This window comes from Vibrio sp. Vb1127 (assembly GCF_033338735.1).
GTDB classification, from domain to species: Bacteria; Pseudomonadota; Gammaproteobacteria; order Enterobacterales; family Vibrionaceae; genus Vibrio; species Vibrio alginolyticus.
On record NZ_JAWOTF010000024.1, the window covers coordinates 36025 to 50477 of the forward strand.

At 47.6% G+C, this 14453-nt stretch carries 15 protein-coding genes and 1 tRNA gene; 15 read left to right on the forward strand and 1 reads right to left on the reverse strand.

What is annotated here, in order from left to right:
* Positions 1 to 10 precede the first annotated feature (10 nt).
* From R7H07_RS20820 to R7H07_RS20885, 14 genes are read left to right on the forward strand one after another with little or no spacing between them, the layout of a single operon-like run.
* Complete coding sequence (locus R7H07_RS20820; RefSeq protein ID WP_005382279.1) at positions 11 to 268, forward strand: acyl carrier protein; 258 nt, start codon at positions 11 to 13, stop codon at positions 266 to 268.
* A complete protein-coding gene (locus tag R7H07_RS20825) occupies positions 268 to 828 on the forward strand; it encodes a hypothetical protein (RefSeq protein WP_025766967.1) in 561 nt (186 codons plus the stop codon). Before R7H07_RS20820 ends, R7H07_RS20825 begins: the two co-directional genes overlap by 1 nt.
* 4 nt (positions 829 to 832) lie before the next feature.
* Positions 833 to 2233: an AMP-binding protein gene (locus tag R7H07_RS20830; RefSeq protein WP_206959867.1), complete on the forward strand. Its 1401-nt coding sequence runs from the start codon at positions 833 to 835 to the stop codon at positions 2231 to 2233.
* Positions 2234 to 2243: 10 nt separating this feature from the next.
* The gene (locus R7H07_RS20835; protein ID WP_206959866.1) at positions 2244 to 2612 is read left to right on the forward strand and encodes a 3-hydroxyacyl-ACP dehydratase; all 369 of its coding nucleotides are present in this window, start codon (positions 2244 to 2246) and stop codon (positions 2610 to 2612) included.
* Entirely contained in the window at positions 2605 to 4311 is a 1707-nt protein-coding gene (locus R7H07_RS20840) for a glycosyltransferase family 2 protein (RefSeq protein ID WP_206959864.1), read from the forward strand. The genes R7H07_RS20835 and R7H07_RS20840 overlap by 8 nt, the downstream gene beginning before the upstream one ends.
* On the forward strand, positions 4295 to 5848 hold the full coding sequence (hutH, locus tag R7H07_RS20845; protein ID WP_053815764.1) for an HAL/PAL/TAL family ammonia-lyase: 1554 nt from the start codon (positions 4295 to 4297) through the stop codon (positions 5846 to 5848). Before R7H07_RS20840 ends, hutH begins: the two co-directional genes overlap by 17 nt.
* Positions 5848 to 6294, forward strand: a complete 447-nt coding sequence (locus R7H07_RS20850) for an acyl-CoA thioesterase (RefSeq protein ID WP_054575208.1) — start codon at positions 5848 to 5850, stop codon at positions 6292 to 6294. The genes hutH and R7H07_RS20850 overlap by 1 nt, the downstream gene beginning before the upstream one ends.
* Positions 6294 to 6914, forward strand: coding sequence for a LolA family protein (locus R7H07_RS20855; protein WP_206959862.1), 621 nt, complete (start codon positions 6294 to 6296; stop codon positions 6912 to 6914). Before R7H07_RS20850 ends, R7H07_RS20855 begins: the two co-directional genes overlap by 1 nt.
* Positions 6886 to 9228 (forward strand): MMPL family transporter, encoded by a 2343-nt coding sequence (locus R7H07_RS20860; RefSeq protein ID WP_206959860.1) that lies wholly within the window; start codon positions 6886 to 6888, stop codon positions 9226 to 9228. The genes R7H07_RS20855 and R7H07_RS20860 overlap by 29 nt, the downstream gene beginning before the upstream one ends.
* Positions 9225 to 9836, forward strand: a complete 612-nt coding sequence (locus R7H07_RS20865) for a DUF3261 domain-containing protein (protein WP_017634797.1) — start codon at positions 9225 to 9227, stop codon at positions 9834 to 9836. Before R7H07_RS20860 ends, R7H07_RS20865 begins: the two co-directional genes overlap by 4 nt.
* A 20-nt stretch (positions 9837 to 9856) precedes the next feature.
* Entirely contained in the window at positions 9857 to 11044 is a 1188-nt protein-coding gene (locus tag R7H07_RS20870) for a beta-ketoacyl-[acyl-carrier-protein] synthase family protein (protein WP_054730341.1), read from the forward strand.
* Positions 11037 to 11501, forward strand: coding sequence for a hotdog family protein (locus tag R7H07_RS20875; protein ID WP_065274269.1), 465 nt, complete (start codon positions 11037 to 11039; stop codon positions 11499 to 11501). Before R7H07_RS20870 ends, R7H07_RS20875 begins: the two co-directional genes overlap by 8 nt.
* The gene (gene fabG / locus R7H07_RS20880) at positions 11498 to 12223 is read left to right on the forward strand and encodes a 3-oxoacyl-ACP reductase FabG (RefSeq protein ID WP_005388326.1); all 726 of its coding nucleotides are present in this window, start codon (positions 11498 to 11500) and stop codon (positions 12221 to 12223) included. Before R7H07_RS20875 ends, fabG begins: the two co-directional genes overlap by 4 nt.
* Positions 12220 to 13443, forward strand: coding sequence for a beta-ketoacyl-ACP synthase (locus tag R7H07_RS20885; protein ID WP_025508283.1), 1224 nt, complete (start codon positions 12220 to 12222; stop codon positions 13441 to 13443). Before fabG ends, R7H07_RS20885 begins: the two co-directional genes overlap by 4 nt.
* A gap of 185 nt (positions 13444 to 13628) precedes the next feature.
* Here the strand turns inward: R7H07_RS20885 and R7H07_RS20890 are convergent.
* Positions 13629 to 13705 (reverse strand) — tRNA-Arg (locus R7H07_RS20890).
* Positions 13706 to 13908: 203 nt separating this feature from the next.
* Between R7H07_RS20890 and R7H07_RS20895 the strand changes: the two genes are divergently transcribed.
* Positions 13909 to 14453, forward strand: a 545-nt coding sequence (locus tag R7H07_RS20895; RefSeq protein WP_318128769.1) for a tetrahydrofolate dehydrogenase/cyclohydrolase catalytic domain-containing protein, incomplete at its 3' end; no start/stop codon positions are given.

The following is a 14453-nucleotide window of genomic DNA, read 5'->3' on the forward strand; positions in this document are numbered from 1 at the left end:
AGGTATATTCATGACTGATGTAAATAAAGATCAAGTATTTGAACAAGTTAAAGATGCGCTTGTTGAGCTGTTCGAAATTGACGCAGCCGACATTCAATCAGATGCGCACTTATACCAAGATCTCGATCTTGATAGCATTGACGCCGTTGATTTGGTCGTACACCTACAGAATGTCACTGGCAAAAAAATCAAGCCAGCAGAGTTTAGTGCAGTAAGAACCGTTGACGATGTGGTTAACGCTGTCACTGAGTTATTGAAGGAAAGTTAATGCGCCAATTGCTGACTGGTCTGTCTGCAATTGTACTGTTTGCCTACCCCTTCGCCGTCTATTTCGGTATAGATAAATTTGGCTTGAACTTAGTTGGGGGCTTGTTAATTGCTGCGTTACTTTTGCGTGTTTTCGTCGCAAATAAGACCCCACTAAAAGAGTTTAAGTTCTTGGCGCTCGTTACGGGCGCTGTTGGCATTGTCCTAATTACGCTTGGCATGGTGTTTAAACAACATGGGTGGCTTCAGTTTTACCCTGTCGTTGTCAATGTATGTATGCTGTGCGTATTTGGACTTAGCTTAAAACAGCCGCAATCGATCATAGAGAGGCTTGCTCGCTTGCAAGAACCCGACCTTCCGGCTAGTGGCGTGGCTTACACTCGCAAAGTGACGATGGTTTGGTGCGCCTTTTTTACGCTCAACGCTGCCGTTGCACTCTATACCTGTTTCCTACCAGTAAAAATATGGACGCTTTATAACGGCCTCATCAGCTACTTACTTGCTGGTGGCTTGTTCGCTGGAGAATGGATCGTGCGTCAATTTGTTCGAAAGGAACACTAATCGTATGAATACAACGTATTCGAGCTTTACCTCCCTAGCGACCTTGTTCATCGCAGAGAGGTCTGAGCAATCCCCAGTCTCTTACGATCGCGACACGGTTATCACGTGGGGTGATTTCCAGCAGCACGTCGCAACACTTGCTCAGCAGTTAGAAACCCAACCAACGCAAAACATTGCGTTGTGTTTTGGCAACAGCTACCTGTTTGCCGTTGGCTTTTTTGCTTGTTGTTATGCAGGAAAATCCATTGTATTACCTGGTAATTACCAACCAGAAGCACTCAAAGAGCTCAGTGAGCACTACGATTTGTTGCTGCATGATGCCGATGTCTCGGCTCCAGAACTCGTGAGCTCGCTTTTGATCGAAGCTCAATCATTGCTAGAAACCACCGTGATTAACGAGCCAGAGGCCAAACAACCTTATTTTTGGCGTGAATTAAACCTGGCGGAAATACCGGTAACGCTATTCACTTCGGGTTCAAGCGGCACACCAAAAGCCATTGCAAAAACGCTGAAACAGCTCGATATCGAAGTTTCTATTCTAGATAACCTATGGGGCGACACGGTTGCCAGCACACGCATTGAAAGCACCGTTTCTCATCAACACATTTACGGCTTGCTGTTCCGCGTATTGTGGCCTTTGTGCTCTGCACGTCCATTTTCAGCACACAACCTTGAGTTCCCAGAGCAAATTGTCCATCACGCTGATGCTGACACCACGCTAGTAAGCAGCCCTGCGTTACTAAAACGACTCAGTGAAGAGCACAATCCGGTTGCGATTCGGTGCGTATTTTCTTCTGGTGGTCCCTTGCCAAACCAAGCGGCGCAGCACAGCCAGCAGTTGTTTGGGTCACTTCCTATTGAAGTTTTTGGCAGCACAGAAACCGGCGGCATTGCTTACCGTCAGCAGCACGAAGCCAGTACTCCCTGGACGTTATTCCCTGGTGTTGAAGCCGAGCTTAACCATGAAAATTGTTTAAAGCTCCGCTCGCCACACATTGATGAAAACACTTGGTACCAAACTGCGGATGAATGCTATTTCCATGATAGTATTTCTTTTGAATTGCGTGGACGCACTGACCGAATCGTCAAAGTCGAAGAAAAGCGTATTTCCCTTGTCGAAGTGGAAAAACGTTTAGAGCAATTGCCGTGGATTCAAGAAAGCGTGGTGATCCCAATGGAAGAATCTGGTCGCCTCACGTTAGTCTCGATCATCGTACTTAACGATCAAGGCAGCGATGTGCTTAATGAACTTGGTAAAGGCAAATTTTGGCTTGAGCTTCGCAAGGCACTGCGCAATTGGCTAGAACCGATCGCTATCCCGAGAAAATTCCGAGTGGTCGACGAAATTCCCTTGAACAGCCAAGGCAAACGCCAAGTTGCTGAAATTGAAAAACTATTCCAATAAAGCTAGTAACATGGATAAAAGAAAACCAACTATTCAGAATATTGAAGTGAGTGACCATACCGCGGAGCTGTCGCTGCGAGTGGATGCTGACATCTTAGATTTCCAAGGTCATTTCAATCACTTCCCTCTTTTACCCGGCGTCACTCAAATTGATTGGGCGCTGTTCTACGCCGTTCAACATTTGAATACTCCCAAGGTATTTAAAGGAATGGAAGTCATCAAATTTCAAGAGCCGATTCTGCCAAACGCCGACGTTTGCCTCTCACTCTCTTGGGACAATGAGCGTGAGAAATTGACCTTTAAGTACACATCGAAAAGCGGTGAAACCTTGGTGACTCACTCTTCAGGCAAAATGAAACTGGGTGAGTCACGTGAGTGATTACCGTCCCTGCTTTTTAATTCCTTGCTACAACCACGGCAGCACAATTGCAGACGTAGTTGCGTCGTTATCCTCTTTCGATTTGCCAGTGCTGGTCGTGGACGACGGCAGTAATGAAGACACCAAACAAGCGCTTTCAGCGTTGAGTGAGCAAGGGCTGATAAAACTGATTAGTTTGAGTGAAAACCAAGGCAAAGGTGGAGCGGTGATGGCTGGCCTACATCAAGCTCACCAGCTTGGTTTTACGCACACCATTCAAATCGACGCAGACGGTCAACACGACCTAGAAGCATTGCCGAAATTGCTCAGCGCCAGCGAAACAAAACCAGATAACCTGATTTCTGGCCAACCGATATACGACGAGAACGTACCTAAAGCCCGTCTGTATGGTCGCTACGCTACGCACATTTGGGTGTGGATAGAAACCTTGTCACTGTCTATCAAAGACAGCATGTGCGGTTTCCGCGCCTACCCAGTGGCGAAAACGGTCGCCGTGTTGAACAAGTACAACATCGGCAAACGCATGGATTTTGATATCGAAATTCTGGTGCGAATGTACTGGGAAGGCGTCGATATTGATTTTGTTCCAACGCGCGTTTTCTACCCTGAAGGTGGCATTTCCCACTTCGATGCATTGTGGGATAACGTCAAGATAAGCTGGATGCACACTCGCCTATTTTTTGGCATGTTGCCGCGCATTCCTTCACTACTCGCCAGAAAGCGCCGTCATACAGACGACAGCAATGCCCACTGGTCGAAACGAAAAGAACAAGGCACGATTTTAGGCATCAAAACCTTACTCGCGGTTTACCGCTTGTTCGGCAGAAAAGCGTTTGACCTGATTTTAAAATTAGTCATGCGCTACTACCACTTCACGGGTAAATCTGCCCGTGAAGCGTCTGAGGTTTACCTGCAAAACTTGCAGTACTACGCAACGCAGCAGAGCATCGCACTACCAAAACAGTTGGACAGCTATCATCATCTGCTTTCTTTTGGGCGAACCATGCTCGACAAACTGGCTGCCTGGCAAGGTGACTTTAACGTCGATAACCTAACCATTCACGGCCAGCATCATTTCGAAGAGATGGCGCAGAAAAAACAAGGCGTGCTCATTTTAGGCTCGCACCTTGGCAATATCGAACTCTGCCGCGCGCTTGGTCGTCGACACTCTCATGTCAAAATCAACGCCTTGGTATTTACCCAACACGCTGAACAATTTAATGCGGTAATGAAGGCGGTAAACCCAAACTCGGAACTGAATTTGATTCAAGTCAGCTCAATGGGACCAGACACCGCGATTCTGCTTCAACAAAAAATCGAGCAAGGCGAATGGGTGGTGATCGTTGGCGATCGCACTTCTACCAGCAAAGAAAATCGTGTCGTTTGGGCAGATTTTCTTGGTAAACCAGCGCCATTTCCGCAAGGCCCATTCATGCTGGCCTCGGTATTAAAAGCGCCGGTTTATCTACTCTTCGGCCTACGCGACGATGAAGCAAACACTCCGCATTTTAATGTGTACTTTGAACACTTTAGTGACCAAATCACGCTACCGCGCAAGGAGCGTCAGCAGGCACTAGAACACGTTGTTCAACAGTACGCCCACAGATTAGAACACCACACACTGCAAGCGCCGTTACAGTGGTACAACTTTTTTAACTTCTGGACTTTAAGTAATCAGCCACATGACAAACAACAATAATCACAACATCACTTTTGGTGCCCAATCTTTAACCATCGAAGATGTCGTTGCCATTGCTCAAGGTGCAAAGGCAAACATGAACACCTCGCCAGAATTTACCGCGAAAATTGATCGTGGCGTGGCGTTTCTGGAACGATTACTGAAAGAAGAAGGCGTTATTTACGGCGTGACTACCGGTTACGGCGATTCATGTACTGTGGCGATTCCACCCGCTCTTGTGGATGAACTTCCGTTGCACCTTACACGCTTCCATGGTTGTGGCTTAGGTCAAATCCTTTCTCATGAGCAAGCTCGCGCGGTGCTGGCAACCCGTTTGTGTTCATTGTCGCAAGGCGTATCTGGCGTGTCTCACGATCTGTTGAACCAAATCGTTACGCTTATCAACCACGACATTGCGCCGCGTATTCCACAAGAAGGCTCGGTGGGCGCAAGTGGCGATTTAACGCCTCTGTCTTACCTAGCGGCGACCTTAATTGGCGAGCGTGAAGTGCTTTACAAAGGCGATGTGCGACCAACACAAGAAGTGTTTGCAGAGCTGGGCATTGAGCCAATTCGCCTAAAACCAAAAGAAGGTTTGGCGTTAATGAACGGTACATCCGTGATGACTGCCCTCGCCTGTCTTGCCTACAAACGCGCAGAATACCTAGCTCAGCTTTGCACCAAGATTACCGCGATGGTCTCTGTGGGTATGCAAGGTAATGACTTCCACTTTGATGAAGCGTTGTTTGCGGTAAAGCCTCACCCTGGTCAACAGCAAGTTGCGGCTTGGCTGCGTGATGATCTCAATGCTGAGCGTCCGCCACGCAATAGCGACCGACTGCAAGATCGCTACTCGCTGCGTTGTGCGCCACACGTAATTGGCATGGTGCAAGACTCACTGCCTTGGCTACGTCAATTGATTGAGAATGAACTAAATAGTGCCAACGACAATCCAATTATCGATGGCGACAACGAGCGCGTTCTGCACGGCGGTCACTTCTACGGTGGTCATATCGCAATGGCGATGGATACGTTGAAAGTGAACATTGCCAACTTAGCTGATTTGCTGGACCGTCAGATGGCGCAACTGATGGATTACAAGTTCAATAACGGCCTGCCGTTTAACTTAACCGGTGCAGAAGGCGAGCGTAAACCGATCAACCACGGCTTTAAAGCGGTTCAGATTGGTATCTCAGCTTGGACGGCAGAAGCGTTGAAAAACACCATGCCAGCGAGCGTTTTTTCTCGCTCAACCGAATGTCACAACCAAGACAAAGTGAGCATGGGCACCATTGCGGCTCGTGATTGCTTACGCGTACTTGAGTTAACAGAGCAAGTTGCTGCGGCTTCACTCCTAGCAAGCGTTCAAGCGGTTGAGATTCGTCGCCGTCATAACGAATTGGACGAACACCACATGAGTCAGAGTTTGCGAGTAATTCGTGACGCAGTACTGAACGAGTTTGAATTTGTGATTGAAGATCGCCCATTGGAACAAGATTTGCGCCATTTCATTGAACGCATTCAGCAACGTCATTGGCCACTCTACGCGGAGGTATAATGCAAGAGCAGGTTCTCTACCCATTAAAAGCGGAGGTGACTATGGTCACCTCATTCCAAGATGCTGACCCGATGGGCGTGATTTATCACGGCAACTTCTTTCGATATTTTGAAGAAGCGCGTCGTGTGCTGATGGAAAAGATCCAATACAGCTATCGCGATATGCAAGACTCTGGGTACATGTGGCCGATCATCGACACGCGCGTTAAATACGTGAAGGCGATTCCGTTTAATCACACCATTCGCATTACCGCGCAACTCACTGAGTGGGAAAACCGCTTACGTGTGGATTACGTGATTTACGACGCCGAAACGAATCAACGTATGTGCAAAGCGCATACAACGCAAGTCGCCGTATCCATTGAAAAGCAAGAGATGTGCTTTGTTTCTCCAGCAATCTTTTTAGATAAAGTAGAGCAATGGCACAACCATGGGAGTCTGGACTAATGCAAAAGTGGTTACTCTCTTTTTTGCTGATATTTTCTGTTCCAGCACTGGCCACACCGACAGTAAATGTAACGGATTTGGCATCGCTTCAACAGCAGTTGTCTCAGCATGAAATCGTACGCGGAGATTTTACGCAGCAGCGTCATCTGGAAATGTTTAGTCAACCTTTAACCTCTAAAGGTCAGTTCACACTGAGCAAAACACATGGCTTGTTGTGGCAACAAACAGAACCTTTCGCAGTCAATTTGGTATTGACGGAAAACAAACTTCGTCAGACTTTTGCCGACCAAGCACCGAAAACGATCTCTGCACAAGAAAACCCAATGGCGTTCTACTTTAGTCATGTGTTTTTATCCGTGTTCCACGGGGATACTTCTGCACTGCAAGAACAATTCACACTCGATTTTTCAGTTGAGAACAATCAGTGGCAGCTCGTTTTAGTGCCCAAACAGTCGCCATTAAATGCGGTGTTTAAAGCCATCACTCTTTCCGGTAAAACGCACATTGATCGCCTAACCCTGCAAGAGCTGCGTGGCGATAAGACCGAAATCACGTTTACAAACCAGACCTCTCTACCTCAGGAACTCACGGATGCCGAAGACGCTCAATTCCGTTTCTAAACTCAGTCTCGGCACTCACACCTTTGCTCTGGTTTGGCTCAATCTCGTTGTTTTAGCGGGCGCGTTGCTACTCAAACAATGGGTTTGGAGTGCAGAATCTCCGATTGAGACCAACATTTTAAAACTGTTGCCGAAGAACCAACAAAACCCGGTGGCTGAGCAAGCCTTTGAGTCGGTCTCGGCAAGTATGAGCGACAAAGTCATTTTCGTGATCACAGCGCCGGACAAAAATACCCTTTTTGCAGCGGCCGCTGAATTTGATAAGGGGTTACGCCAAAGTAATCATTTTCGCGATGTGGTGGGAAAAATCTCACCTCAAGAACAGCAAGCTTGGGCGAGTTACTACTTTAAGCACCGCTTCCAATTACTGACGCCTGAACAACGAGAGCGTTTAAGCCAAAATCCAGAACAGCAAGTACAGCATGTGATTCAGTCGCTGTACAACCCGTTCTCTGGAGTGACCGGGCAAGAGTTACAAAATGACCCTTTCTTGCTATTCCGTGATTATTTAAGCCAAGTTACCCAGCAATCGTCCTCTTTCCGATTGGATAACGGCTATCTGTCCGTCGAAAAAGACGGTGCTCAATACTTGCTTATTACTGCCGAGCTAAAAGACTCGCCTTATAGCCTAACTGGGCAACTTGCAGTCCCTGATATTCAAGCGCTAGAACAAGGCGTCGCGCAGAAATATGGCGCTGAAGTCGCACATACTGGCGTTCTATTTTACGCTGACTTTGGTACGCAAAGTGCAAAATCGGAGATCAGCACCATCGGTGTATTCTCTCTACTCGGTATCATTGCATTGTTCTTGCTGGTCTTTCGGAGTGTGATGCCGCTGTCCGTAGCACTGCTTTCCATCACCATTGGTCTGCTCGTTGCGTTGTCCGTTACGACGTGGATTTTTGGAAAAGTCCATCTGTTCAGCTTAGTGTTTGGCGCAAGTTTAATCGGTGTGTCTATCGACTACGCATTCCACTACCTAACGGAACGTCTTGCGGCGGGAAATGAATGGGATAGCGAGCAAGGGTTAAAGCATATTTTCATAGCGATCACACTGGGCTTAATCACCAGTTTGATCGGCTATTTGGGCATGTTAGTGGCACCGTTTCCTGGTTTGCAGCAGCTTGCGCTGTTTTCATCCATTGGTCTGATTGCCGCTTACATCACCGTGGTGGCTTGGTATCCGATACTGGCTCGTAACCCATCGCGCACCATTTCGACTTTACCGGGACAATCACTGTTGGCGAAATGGTTAACGCTTTGGAATCAACCTCGAATTAAAGTCGGATTGCCGATGTTATGTGTGGTTGCGAGTGGCTTTTTCTTGCTGCAATTGAACTACGATGACGACATTCGTCTGCTGCAAACGATGCCGAACGATCTCAAGCAGCAAGAAACCTTGATTACGACGCTCAGTGGCATGCAATCTTCACAGCAAATGTTGGTCGTTACCGCCGACGATGACGAAAACCTAATGAAAAAGCTGGAGTCTTTGACGCCAACATTAGAAGCGTGGAAAGCGGACAGCACCATCGAAAGCTACCAGAGCCTGAGCCGCTACTTGAGCTCAGTGGAACGTCAGCAACAAGACTATCAATTGATTCGCGATCTTTACGCGACACAATCCAGCCCACTTACTTCCGGGCTGGGCTTAAGTAAAAAGCCCAAAATGGACGCCGACTTTATCCCTGTTACGGTTGAACAGTACTTGCAAAACCCGGTATCAGCGCCTGTACGTTTTCTTCATTTGGGTAAAATTAAAGAAAAATCGGCAACGGTAGTGGTGTTAAACCAATTGCAAGACTCCGCTGTTGTTAAGGCATTTGCCAAATCACAGTCTGATGTTGTCTACCTAAACAAAGCTGAAGAAATATCCACCCTATTTGGTGAATACCGAATCAAAATCATGGAGCTATTGGCAGCCGCCAGTGCTGTGATCTTTCTGGTATTAATCAAGCGGTACGGTCTGCAACACAGTTGCCGAGTTTTACTGCCATCATTGATTGCTTGCGCCTGCGGTCTTGCAACTGCTGTCGCGATGGGAACAACATTAAACCTGTTCAACTTGCTTGGCTTGGTGCTCATTCTTGGTATAGGGATCGATTACACTCTGTTCTTTGCCGAGAAAGCCCGCAGTGTGAGCACACTATTGGCGATCACCCTTTCGGCAATGACCACTGTGTTGTCATTTGGATTGCTGTCACTCAGCCAAACTCACGCGATTCACAGTTTTGGCATTACGGTGTTAAGTGGTATTTTTGTCGCTTGGCTGCTCTCTCCGATTGCAATTAAAACAGAGGAAACGACGTCATGATTTTCAATCACGCCTTTCGCTGCGCGACGTTATTCGCACTGAGCCTGTTTTTAAGTGCATGCAGCTTGGTCCCTCACCAATCGACGCCTCAGGTCGACATTGCCGAGCACACCCAAGTTAGCTTGCCCACTCCCGCAAGCTTGGGCTATCAGTTGTCTGCCAGTCAGTTAATTACGGCTTCTTGGGCAATAGATGGTAAAACCAAATCTGAGCAACTTCCGGTACAACTGCAAGTGATCAACAACGAAGTGGTGCTGGCAGGCTTCTCATCCTGGGGGACGAGAGTACTCTCACTGTCTTACGATGGAGAACAAATTCAAACCGAAGTGCTCAACGGTTTACAAGGTTCGCTACCGCAGCCAGAACAGGTATTATTTAACCTGATGATCACGCTCTGGCCGAGTTCCGCTTGGGAAGGGTCGTTAAATGAGGTAAGGTGGCGAATTATTGATAAAAATAATTCTCGCGCCATCTTTGATAGCGACGGTGAAAAGATCATTAAGATTCAATACAGCTCTTCTAACAAGTTAGAGGGTAAGATTGATTTTCATCACCTCAAACATCAGTTTTCAATTTCTATTCAAACACTGCAACATCAGATTAATTAAGAACAATTTAGAATAACAATATGCCTATTCGCTCTTCTCAACCTTTGTATATTCAGGCCTGTGGCTTTCACTCTGCCATGGGACAAGATGATGCGCTCATCCACCAGTGTTTATCAGGAGCGAAGCCATCCAACATGGTGGTTGACCAAGATATTTTAAATTCAGGCCGCCAAACAGTAATCGGTCGAATTGCACAGACGTTACCGCAATTACCGACCGCACTCAGCCAGTTTGATACGAGAAACAACCGCCTCGCACTTTCGGCTTTGCTGCAAATCGAAGGCGACGTGCGTGACGCCATTGCTAAATATGGTCGTGACCGTATCGCAGTCGTGATCGGCACCAGCACATCTGGCATTTCAGATGGCGAAATCGCATTTGGCGAAAAGCTGGCAAACGGTAATTTTCCTGCCGACTACCATTACACCAAACAAGAGCTTGGCAACTGCAGCGATTTTATTGCCGCCTACTTTGATTTGAGCGGCCCACATTACTCAGTTTCAACCGCCTGCTCTTCTAGTGGTCGTGTTTTTTTAACCGCGCAACGCCTGATTCGCTCTGGCATTGTTGATGCGGTCATTGTGGGTGGTGTGGATACCATTTGTCGCCTAACACTAAACGGCTTTAACGGTTTAGAAGCTCTATCCGATACCCTTTGTAAGCCGTTTGACCAACATCGCAACGGCATCAATATCGGTGAAGCAGCAGCATTAATGTTGCTAAGCAAAACACCTGCGCCCGTTGCTCTTCTCGGAGCTGGCGACAGCTCAGACGCACACCATATTTCCGCACCACATCCAGAAGGGTTAGGCGCAGAAGAAGCGATGAAAAAAGCGTTGGCCAATGCAGGACTTACAGCGCAAGACATTGGTTACATCAACGCGCATGGCACAGCAACGCCGTTAAACGATGCGATGGAAAGCAAAGCCATTCATCGCTGCTTTGGTGACTCCGTTCCCGTAAGCTCGACAAAGCCACTTACCGGACACACATTAGGCGCAGCAAGTGCAACGGAAGCCGCGATCGCTTGGCATATTCTCAAGTACAACCTTGATTTGCCAATACAACACTGCGAAACCAAAGCAGACGATATCCATATATCGTTAGTTGAGACGCCAACCAAACTGGGTAACAAAGCGATTCTCAGCAACTCTTTTGCTTTTGGTGGCAATAATATTAGTCTTATTTTTGGTTACGCTCATGACTAAACTTCCTCCCATCGAACAACTTTTGCCACACGGCAAACCAATGATCTTGGTTGATCGTGCTTTGGATGTTCAACAAGATACGATTCACTGCCAGGTTGATATCGCAGAACACAACCCGTTCTTCGACTCAACTTCTCAAACCGTGCCAGCTTACGTTGGCATTGAGTTTATGGCGCAATCTGTCGCGGCGTGGTCTGGTTACCACGCATTAATGAAGGAACAAGCGCCACCGATTGGCTTTTTGCTTGGTAGCCGTCGATACACGTCTGAATGCGATACGTTTTCTCGCGAACAGGTGCTCGATGTGTATGCTGAAAAAGTTATGGAAGATAACGGTATGGCGGTTTTTTCAGCCCGTATTGAGCTACAAGGAACTGTTGTAGCGACTTGCCAATTGAACGTTTACGTTCCATCAGAAGAAAAATTACAAGAAATGAAAATCAGGAGTCAACAATGACCCGACAAGTCCTCGTTACAGGTGCCAGCAAAGGCATCGGTAAAGCCATTGCCGTTCAATTAGCCAAAGATGGTTTCCAAGTCATTGTCCATTACATGGGCGATCAACAAGGCGCGCAAGACACCCTAAACACCATCGAACAGCATGGTGGTAGCGGTCGTCTTATCCAATTCGACATCAGTGACCGTGCAGATTGTCGTGAGAAGCTAGAAGCCGATATCGCCGAACACGGCGCTTACTATGGCGTCGTAAACAACGCTGGCATCACAAAAGATACCGCTTTCCCTGCGATGACCGAAGAAGAATGGGATGGTGTGATTCATACCAACTTAGATAGCTTCTACAACGTTCTTCACCCTTGTGTTATGCCAATGGTGCAAAAGCGCAAAGGCGGCCGAATTGTTACGCTTGCATCAGTCTCTGGCCTAATGGGGAATCGTGGTCAAACTAACTACAGCGCAGCGAAAGCGGGCGTAATTGGTGCAACAAAATCACTCGCGCTTGAACTGGCAAAACGCAAAATCACCGTCAACTGCGTTGCTCCAGGGCTTATCGACACAGGCATGGTAGACGAACACGTGAAAGAACATGCGATGCCGCAAATTCCTTTGCGCCGCATGGGAGAGCCAGAAGAAGTTGCTGGTTTAGTCAGTTACCTTATGTCTGACATCGCAGGCTATGTAACTCGCCAAGTCATTTCGGTAAACGGAGGCCTAGTATGAGCCGTCGAGTTGTTGTAACCGGAATGTCAGGCGTGACTGCGTTTGGTAACGATTGGCAATCTGTCGAACCAAAACTGCGTGACTGCCAGAACGCGACGCAATACATGCCTTCTTACGAACAGTATGATGGTTTGAACACCAAGCTCGCGGCACCAATTTTAGATTTTGAACTGCCAAAGCACTACAAGCGCAAGCAAGTACGCGGCATGGGGCGTGTTTCCAAATTGGCGACCGTCGCAACAGAAAACGCACTAAGCCAAGCAGGTTTGATTGGTAACGACGTACTCACCAATGGTCAAACGGGTATCGCATACGGCTCATCAACAGGCAGTACTGACGCAATCGGCGCATTTGGTGTCATGCTGAATGAGAAAACCACTAAAGCGATCACCGCAACGACTTACGTGCAAATGATGCCGCATACCACGGCAGTGAACGTTGGTCTATTTTTCGGTTTGAAAGGCCGAGTGATCCCAACCAGCAGTGCATGTACCTCTGGCAGTCAAGCAATCGGCTACGCCTACGAAGCGATCAAGCACGGCTACCAAACGGTCATGGTTGCTGGTGGCGCTGAAGAATTGTGCCCAACGGAATCCGCGGTCTTCGATACCCTTTTTGCCACCAGTCTGAAGAATGAAGACCCGAAAAGCACACCAAGACCTTATGACTCCGATCGCGATGGTTTGGTGATTGGTGAAGGTGCGGGAACGCTAGTTTTGGAAGAGTACGAACACGCCGTCGCTCGTGGCGCGAAAATCTATGCAGAAATCATCGGTTTTGCCAGCAACTGTGATGCCGCACACGTCACTCAACCACAGATGGAAACCATGCAAATCTGTATGGAAATGGCTTTGCAAAACGCGGGCATTCCTGCTGAGAAGATCGACTATGTATCTGCTCACGGCACTGCCACCGACCGCGGCGATATTGCGGAAAGCAACGCAACAGCGAATGCTCTGGGCAAAGTGCCAATCAGTTCACTCAAGAGCTACTTTGGCCACACACTAGGCGCCTGTGGCGCGATTGAAGCGTGGCTAGGTTTAGAAATGATGCACACAGGTTGGTTTAACCCAACGCTCAACCTAGAAAACCTCGACGAGCAATGTGGCGATTTAGACTACATCGCCGGACAAGGCCGAGAGCTGGACGTGAAATATTTGATGAGTAACAACTTCGCCTTTGGCGGCATCAACACCTCCATCATCTTTAAAAAGATGTAATGCCCTTAATAAATGCAAAAGCGCTGGTTAACCAGCGCTTTTTTGTTGGTGGCTATCCAGATTGCTAGAAATTGCAATGGCTAGAATGCCATTCAAAAGTTGTAGATAGAGTGGCAATTACAGCCAAAAACCTAAAAACGACAAAGCCCCGACAACTCAAAGAGTTATCGAGGCTTTTGAATAAATGGCACGCCCTATTGGATTCGAACCAATGACCACATCCTTAGAAGGGACGTGCTCTATCCAGCTGAGCTAAGGGCGCGCTACAGGGACAGGATTATACGAGTTCAAACGGGTAAATCAACGGGTTTTCATAACATTCTGATCTGAATGCCTAAAAAAAGTCCATTAAAACGCTTAATGTTCAAAAACACCACAAAGCAAACGTTTGCGTATGGATGTTGATAAGAAATTCTGCGACAATGCGCCGCAGATAATCTGCCTTCTTAATTTATAAGGAAAGTCATGACTGCTCAAAATATAGACGGAACTCTCATTTCCCAAACTGTTCGATCCGAAGTGGCTGCACGTGTTAAAGCACGTGTTGAAGCTGGGCTACGTGCTCCTGGTTTAGCAGTGGTTCTAGTTGGTGAAGATCCTGCTTCTCAGGTTTATGTCGGTAGCAAACGCCGTGCATGTGAAGAAGTTGGGTTTGTTTCTAAGTCTTTTGACCTTCCTGCGTCTAGCTCAGAAGAAGAGTTACTAGCTCTGATTGATGAATTAAACAACGATGATGAAATTGACGGCATTCTAGTGCAATTACCCCTTCCTGCGGGCATAGACACAACACATGTTTTAGAGCGCATTCACCCAGAGAAGGACGTGGATGGCTTCCACCCTTATAACGTTGGCCGTCTTGCGCAACGTATTCCAAAGCTTCGCTCTTGCACGCCAAAGGGCATCATTACCCTACTCGACCGTTACAACATTGAGCTACGTGGTAAACATGCGGTTGTGGTTGGCGCATCAAACATTGTTGGTCGTCCAATGACACTTGAGCTGCTGCTTGC

What these genes read in the sequence shown, in the direction of transcription:
- R7H07_RS20820 (WP_005382279.1), top strand. Translation starts at nt 11, where the DNA reads ATGACTGATGTAAATAAAGATCAAGTATTTGAACAAGTTAAAGATGCG.
- R7H07_RS20825 (WP_025766967.1), top strand. Translation starts at nt 268, where the DNA reads ATGCGCCAATTGCTGACTGGTCTGTCTGCAATTGTACTGTTTGCCTAC.
- R7H07_RS20830 (WP_206959867.1), top strand. Translation starts at nt 833, where the DNA reads ATGAATACAACGTATTCGAGCTTTACCTCCCTAGCGACCTTGTTCATC.
- R7H07_RS20835 (WP_206959866.1), top strand. Translation starts at nt 2,244, where the DNA reads ATGGATAAAAGAAAACCAACTATTCAGAATATTGAAGTGAGTGACCAT.
- hutH (WP_053815764.1), top strand. Translation starts at nt 4,295, where the DNA reads ATGACAAACAACAATAATCACAACATCACTTTTGGTGCCCAATCTTTA.
- R7H07_RS20850 (WP_054575208.1), top strand. Translation starts at nt 5,848, where the DNA reads ATGCAAGAGCAGGTTCTCTACCCATTAAAAGCGGAGGTGACTATGGTC.
- R7H07_RS20855 (WP_206959862.1), top strand. Translation starts at nt 6,294, where the DNA reads ATGCAAAAGTGGTTACTCTCTTTTTTGCTGATATTTTCTGTTCCAGCA.
- R7H07_RS20860 (WP_206959860.1), top strand. Translation starts at nt 6,886, where the DNA reads ATGCCGAAGACGCTCAATTCCGTTTCTAAACTCAGTCTCGGCACTCAC.
- R7H07_RS20865 (WP_017634797.1), top strand. Translation starts at nt 9,225, where the DNA reads ATGATTTTCAATCACGCCTTTCGCTGCGCGACGTTATTCGCACTGAGC.
- R7H07_RS20870 (WP_054730341.1), top strand. Translation starts at nt 9,857, where the DNA reads ATGCCTATTCGCTCTTCTCAACCTTTGTATATTCAGGCCTGTGGCTTT.
- R7H07_RS20875 (WP_065274269.1), top strand. Translation starts at nt 11,037, where the DNA reads ATGACTAAACTTCCTCCCATCGAACAACTTTTGCCACACGGCAAACCA.
- fabG (WP_005388326.1), top strand. Translation starts at nt 11,498, where the DNA reads ATGACCCGACAAGTCCTCGTTACAGGTGCCAGCAAAGGCATCGGTAAA.
- R7H07_RS20885 (WP_025508283.1), top strand. Translation starts at nt 12,220, where the DNA reads ATGAGCCGTCGAGTTGTTGTAACCGGAATGTCAGGCGTGACTGCGTTT.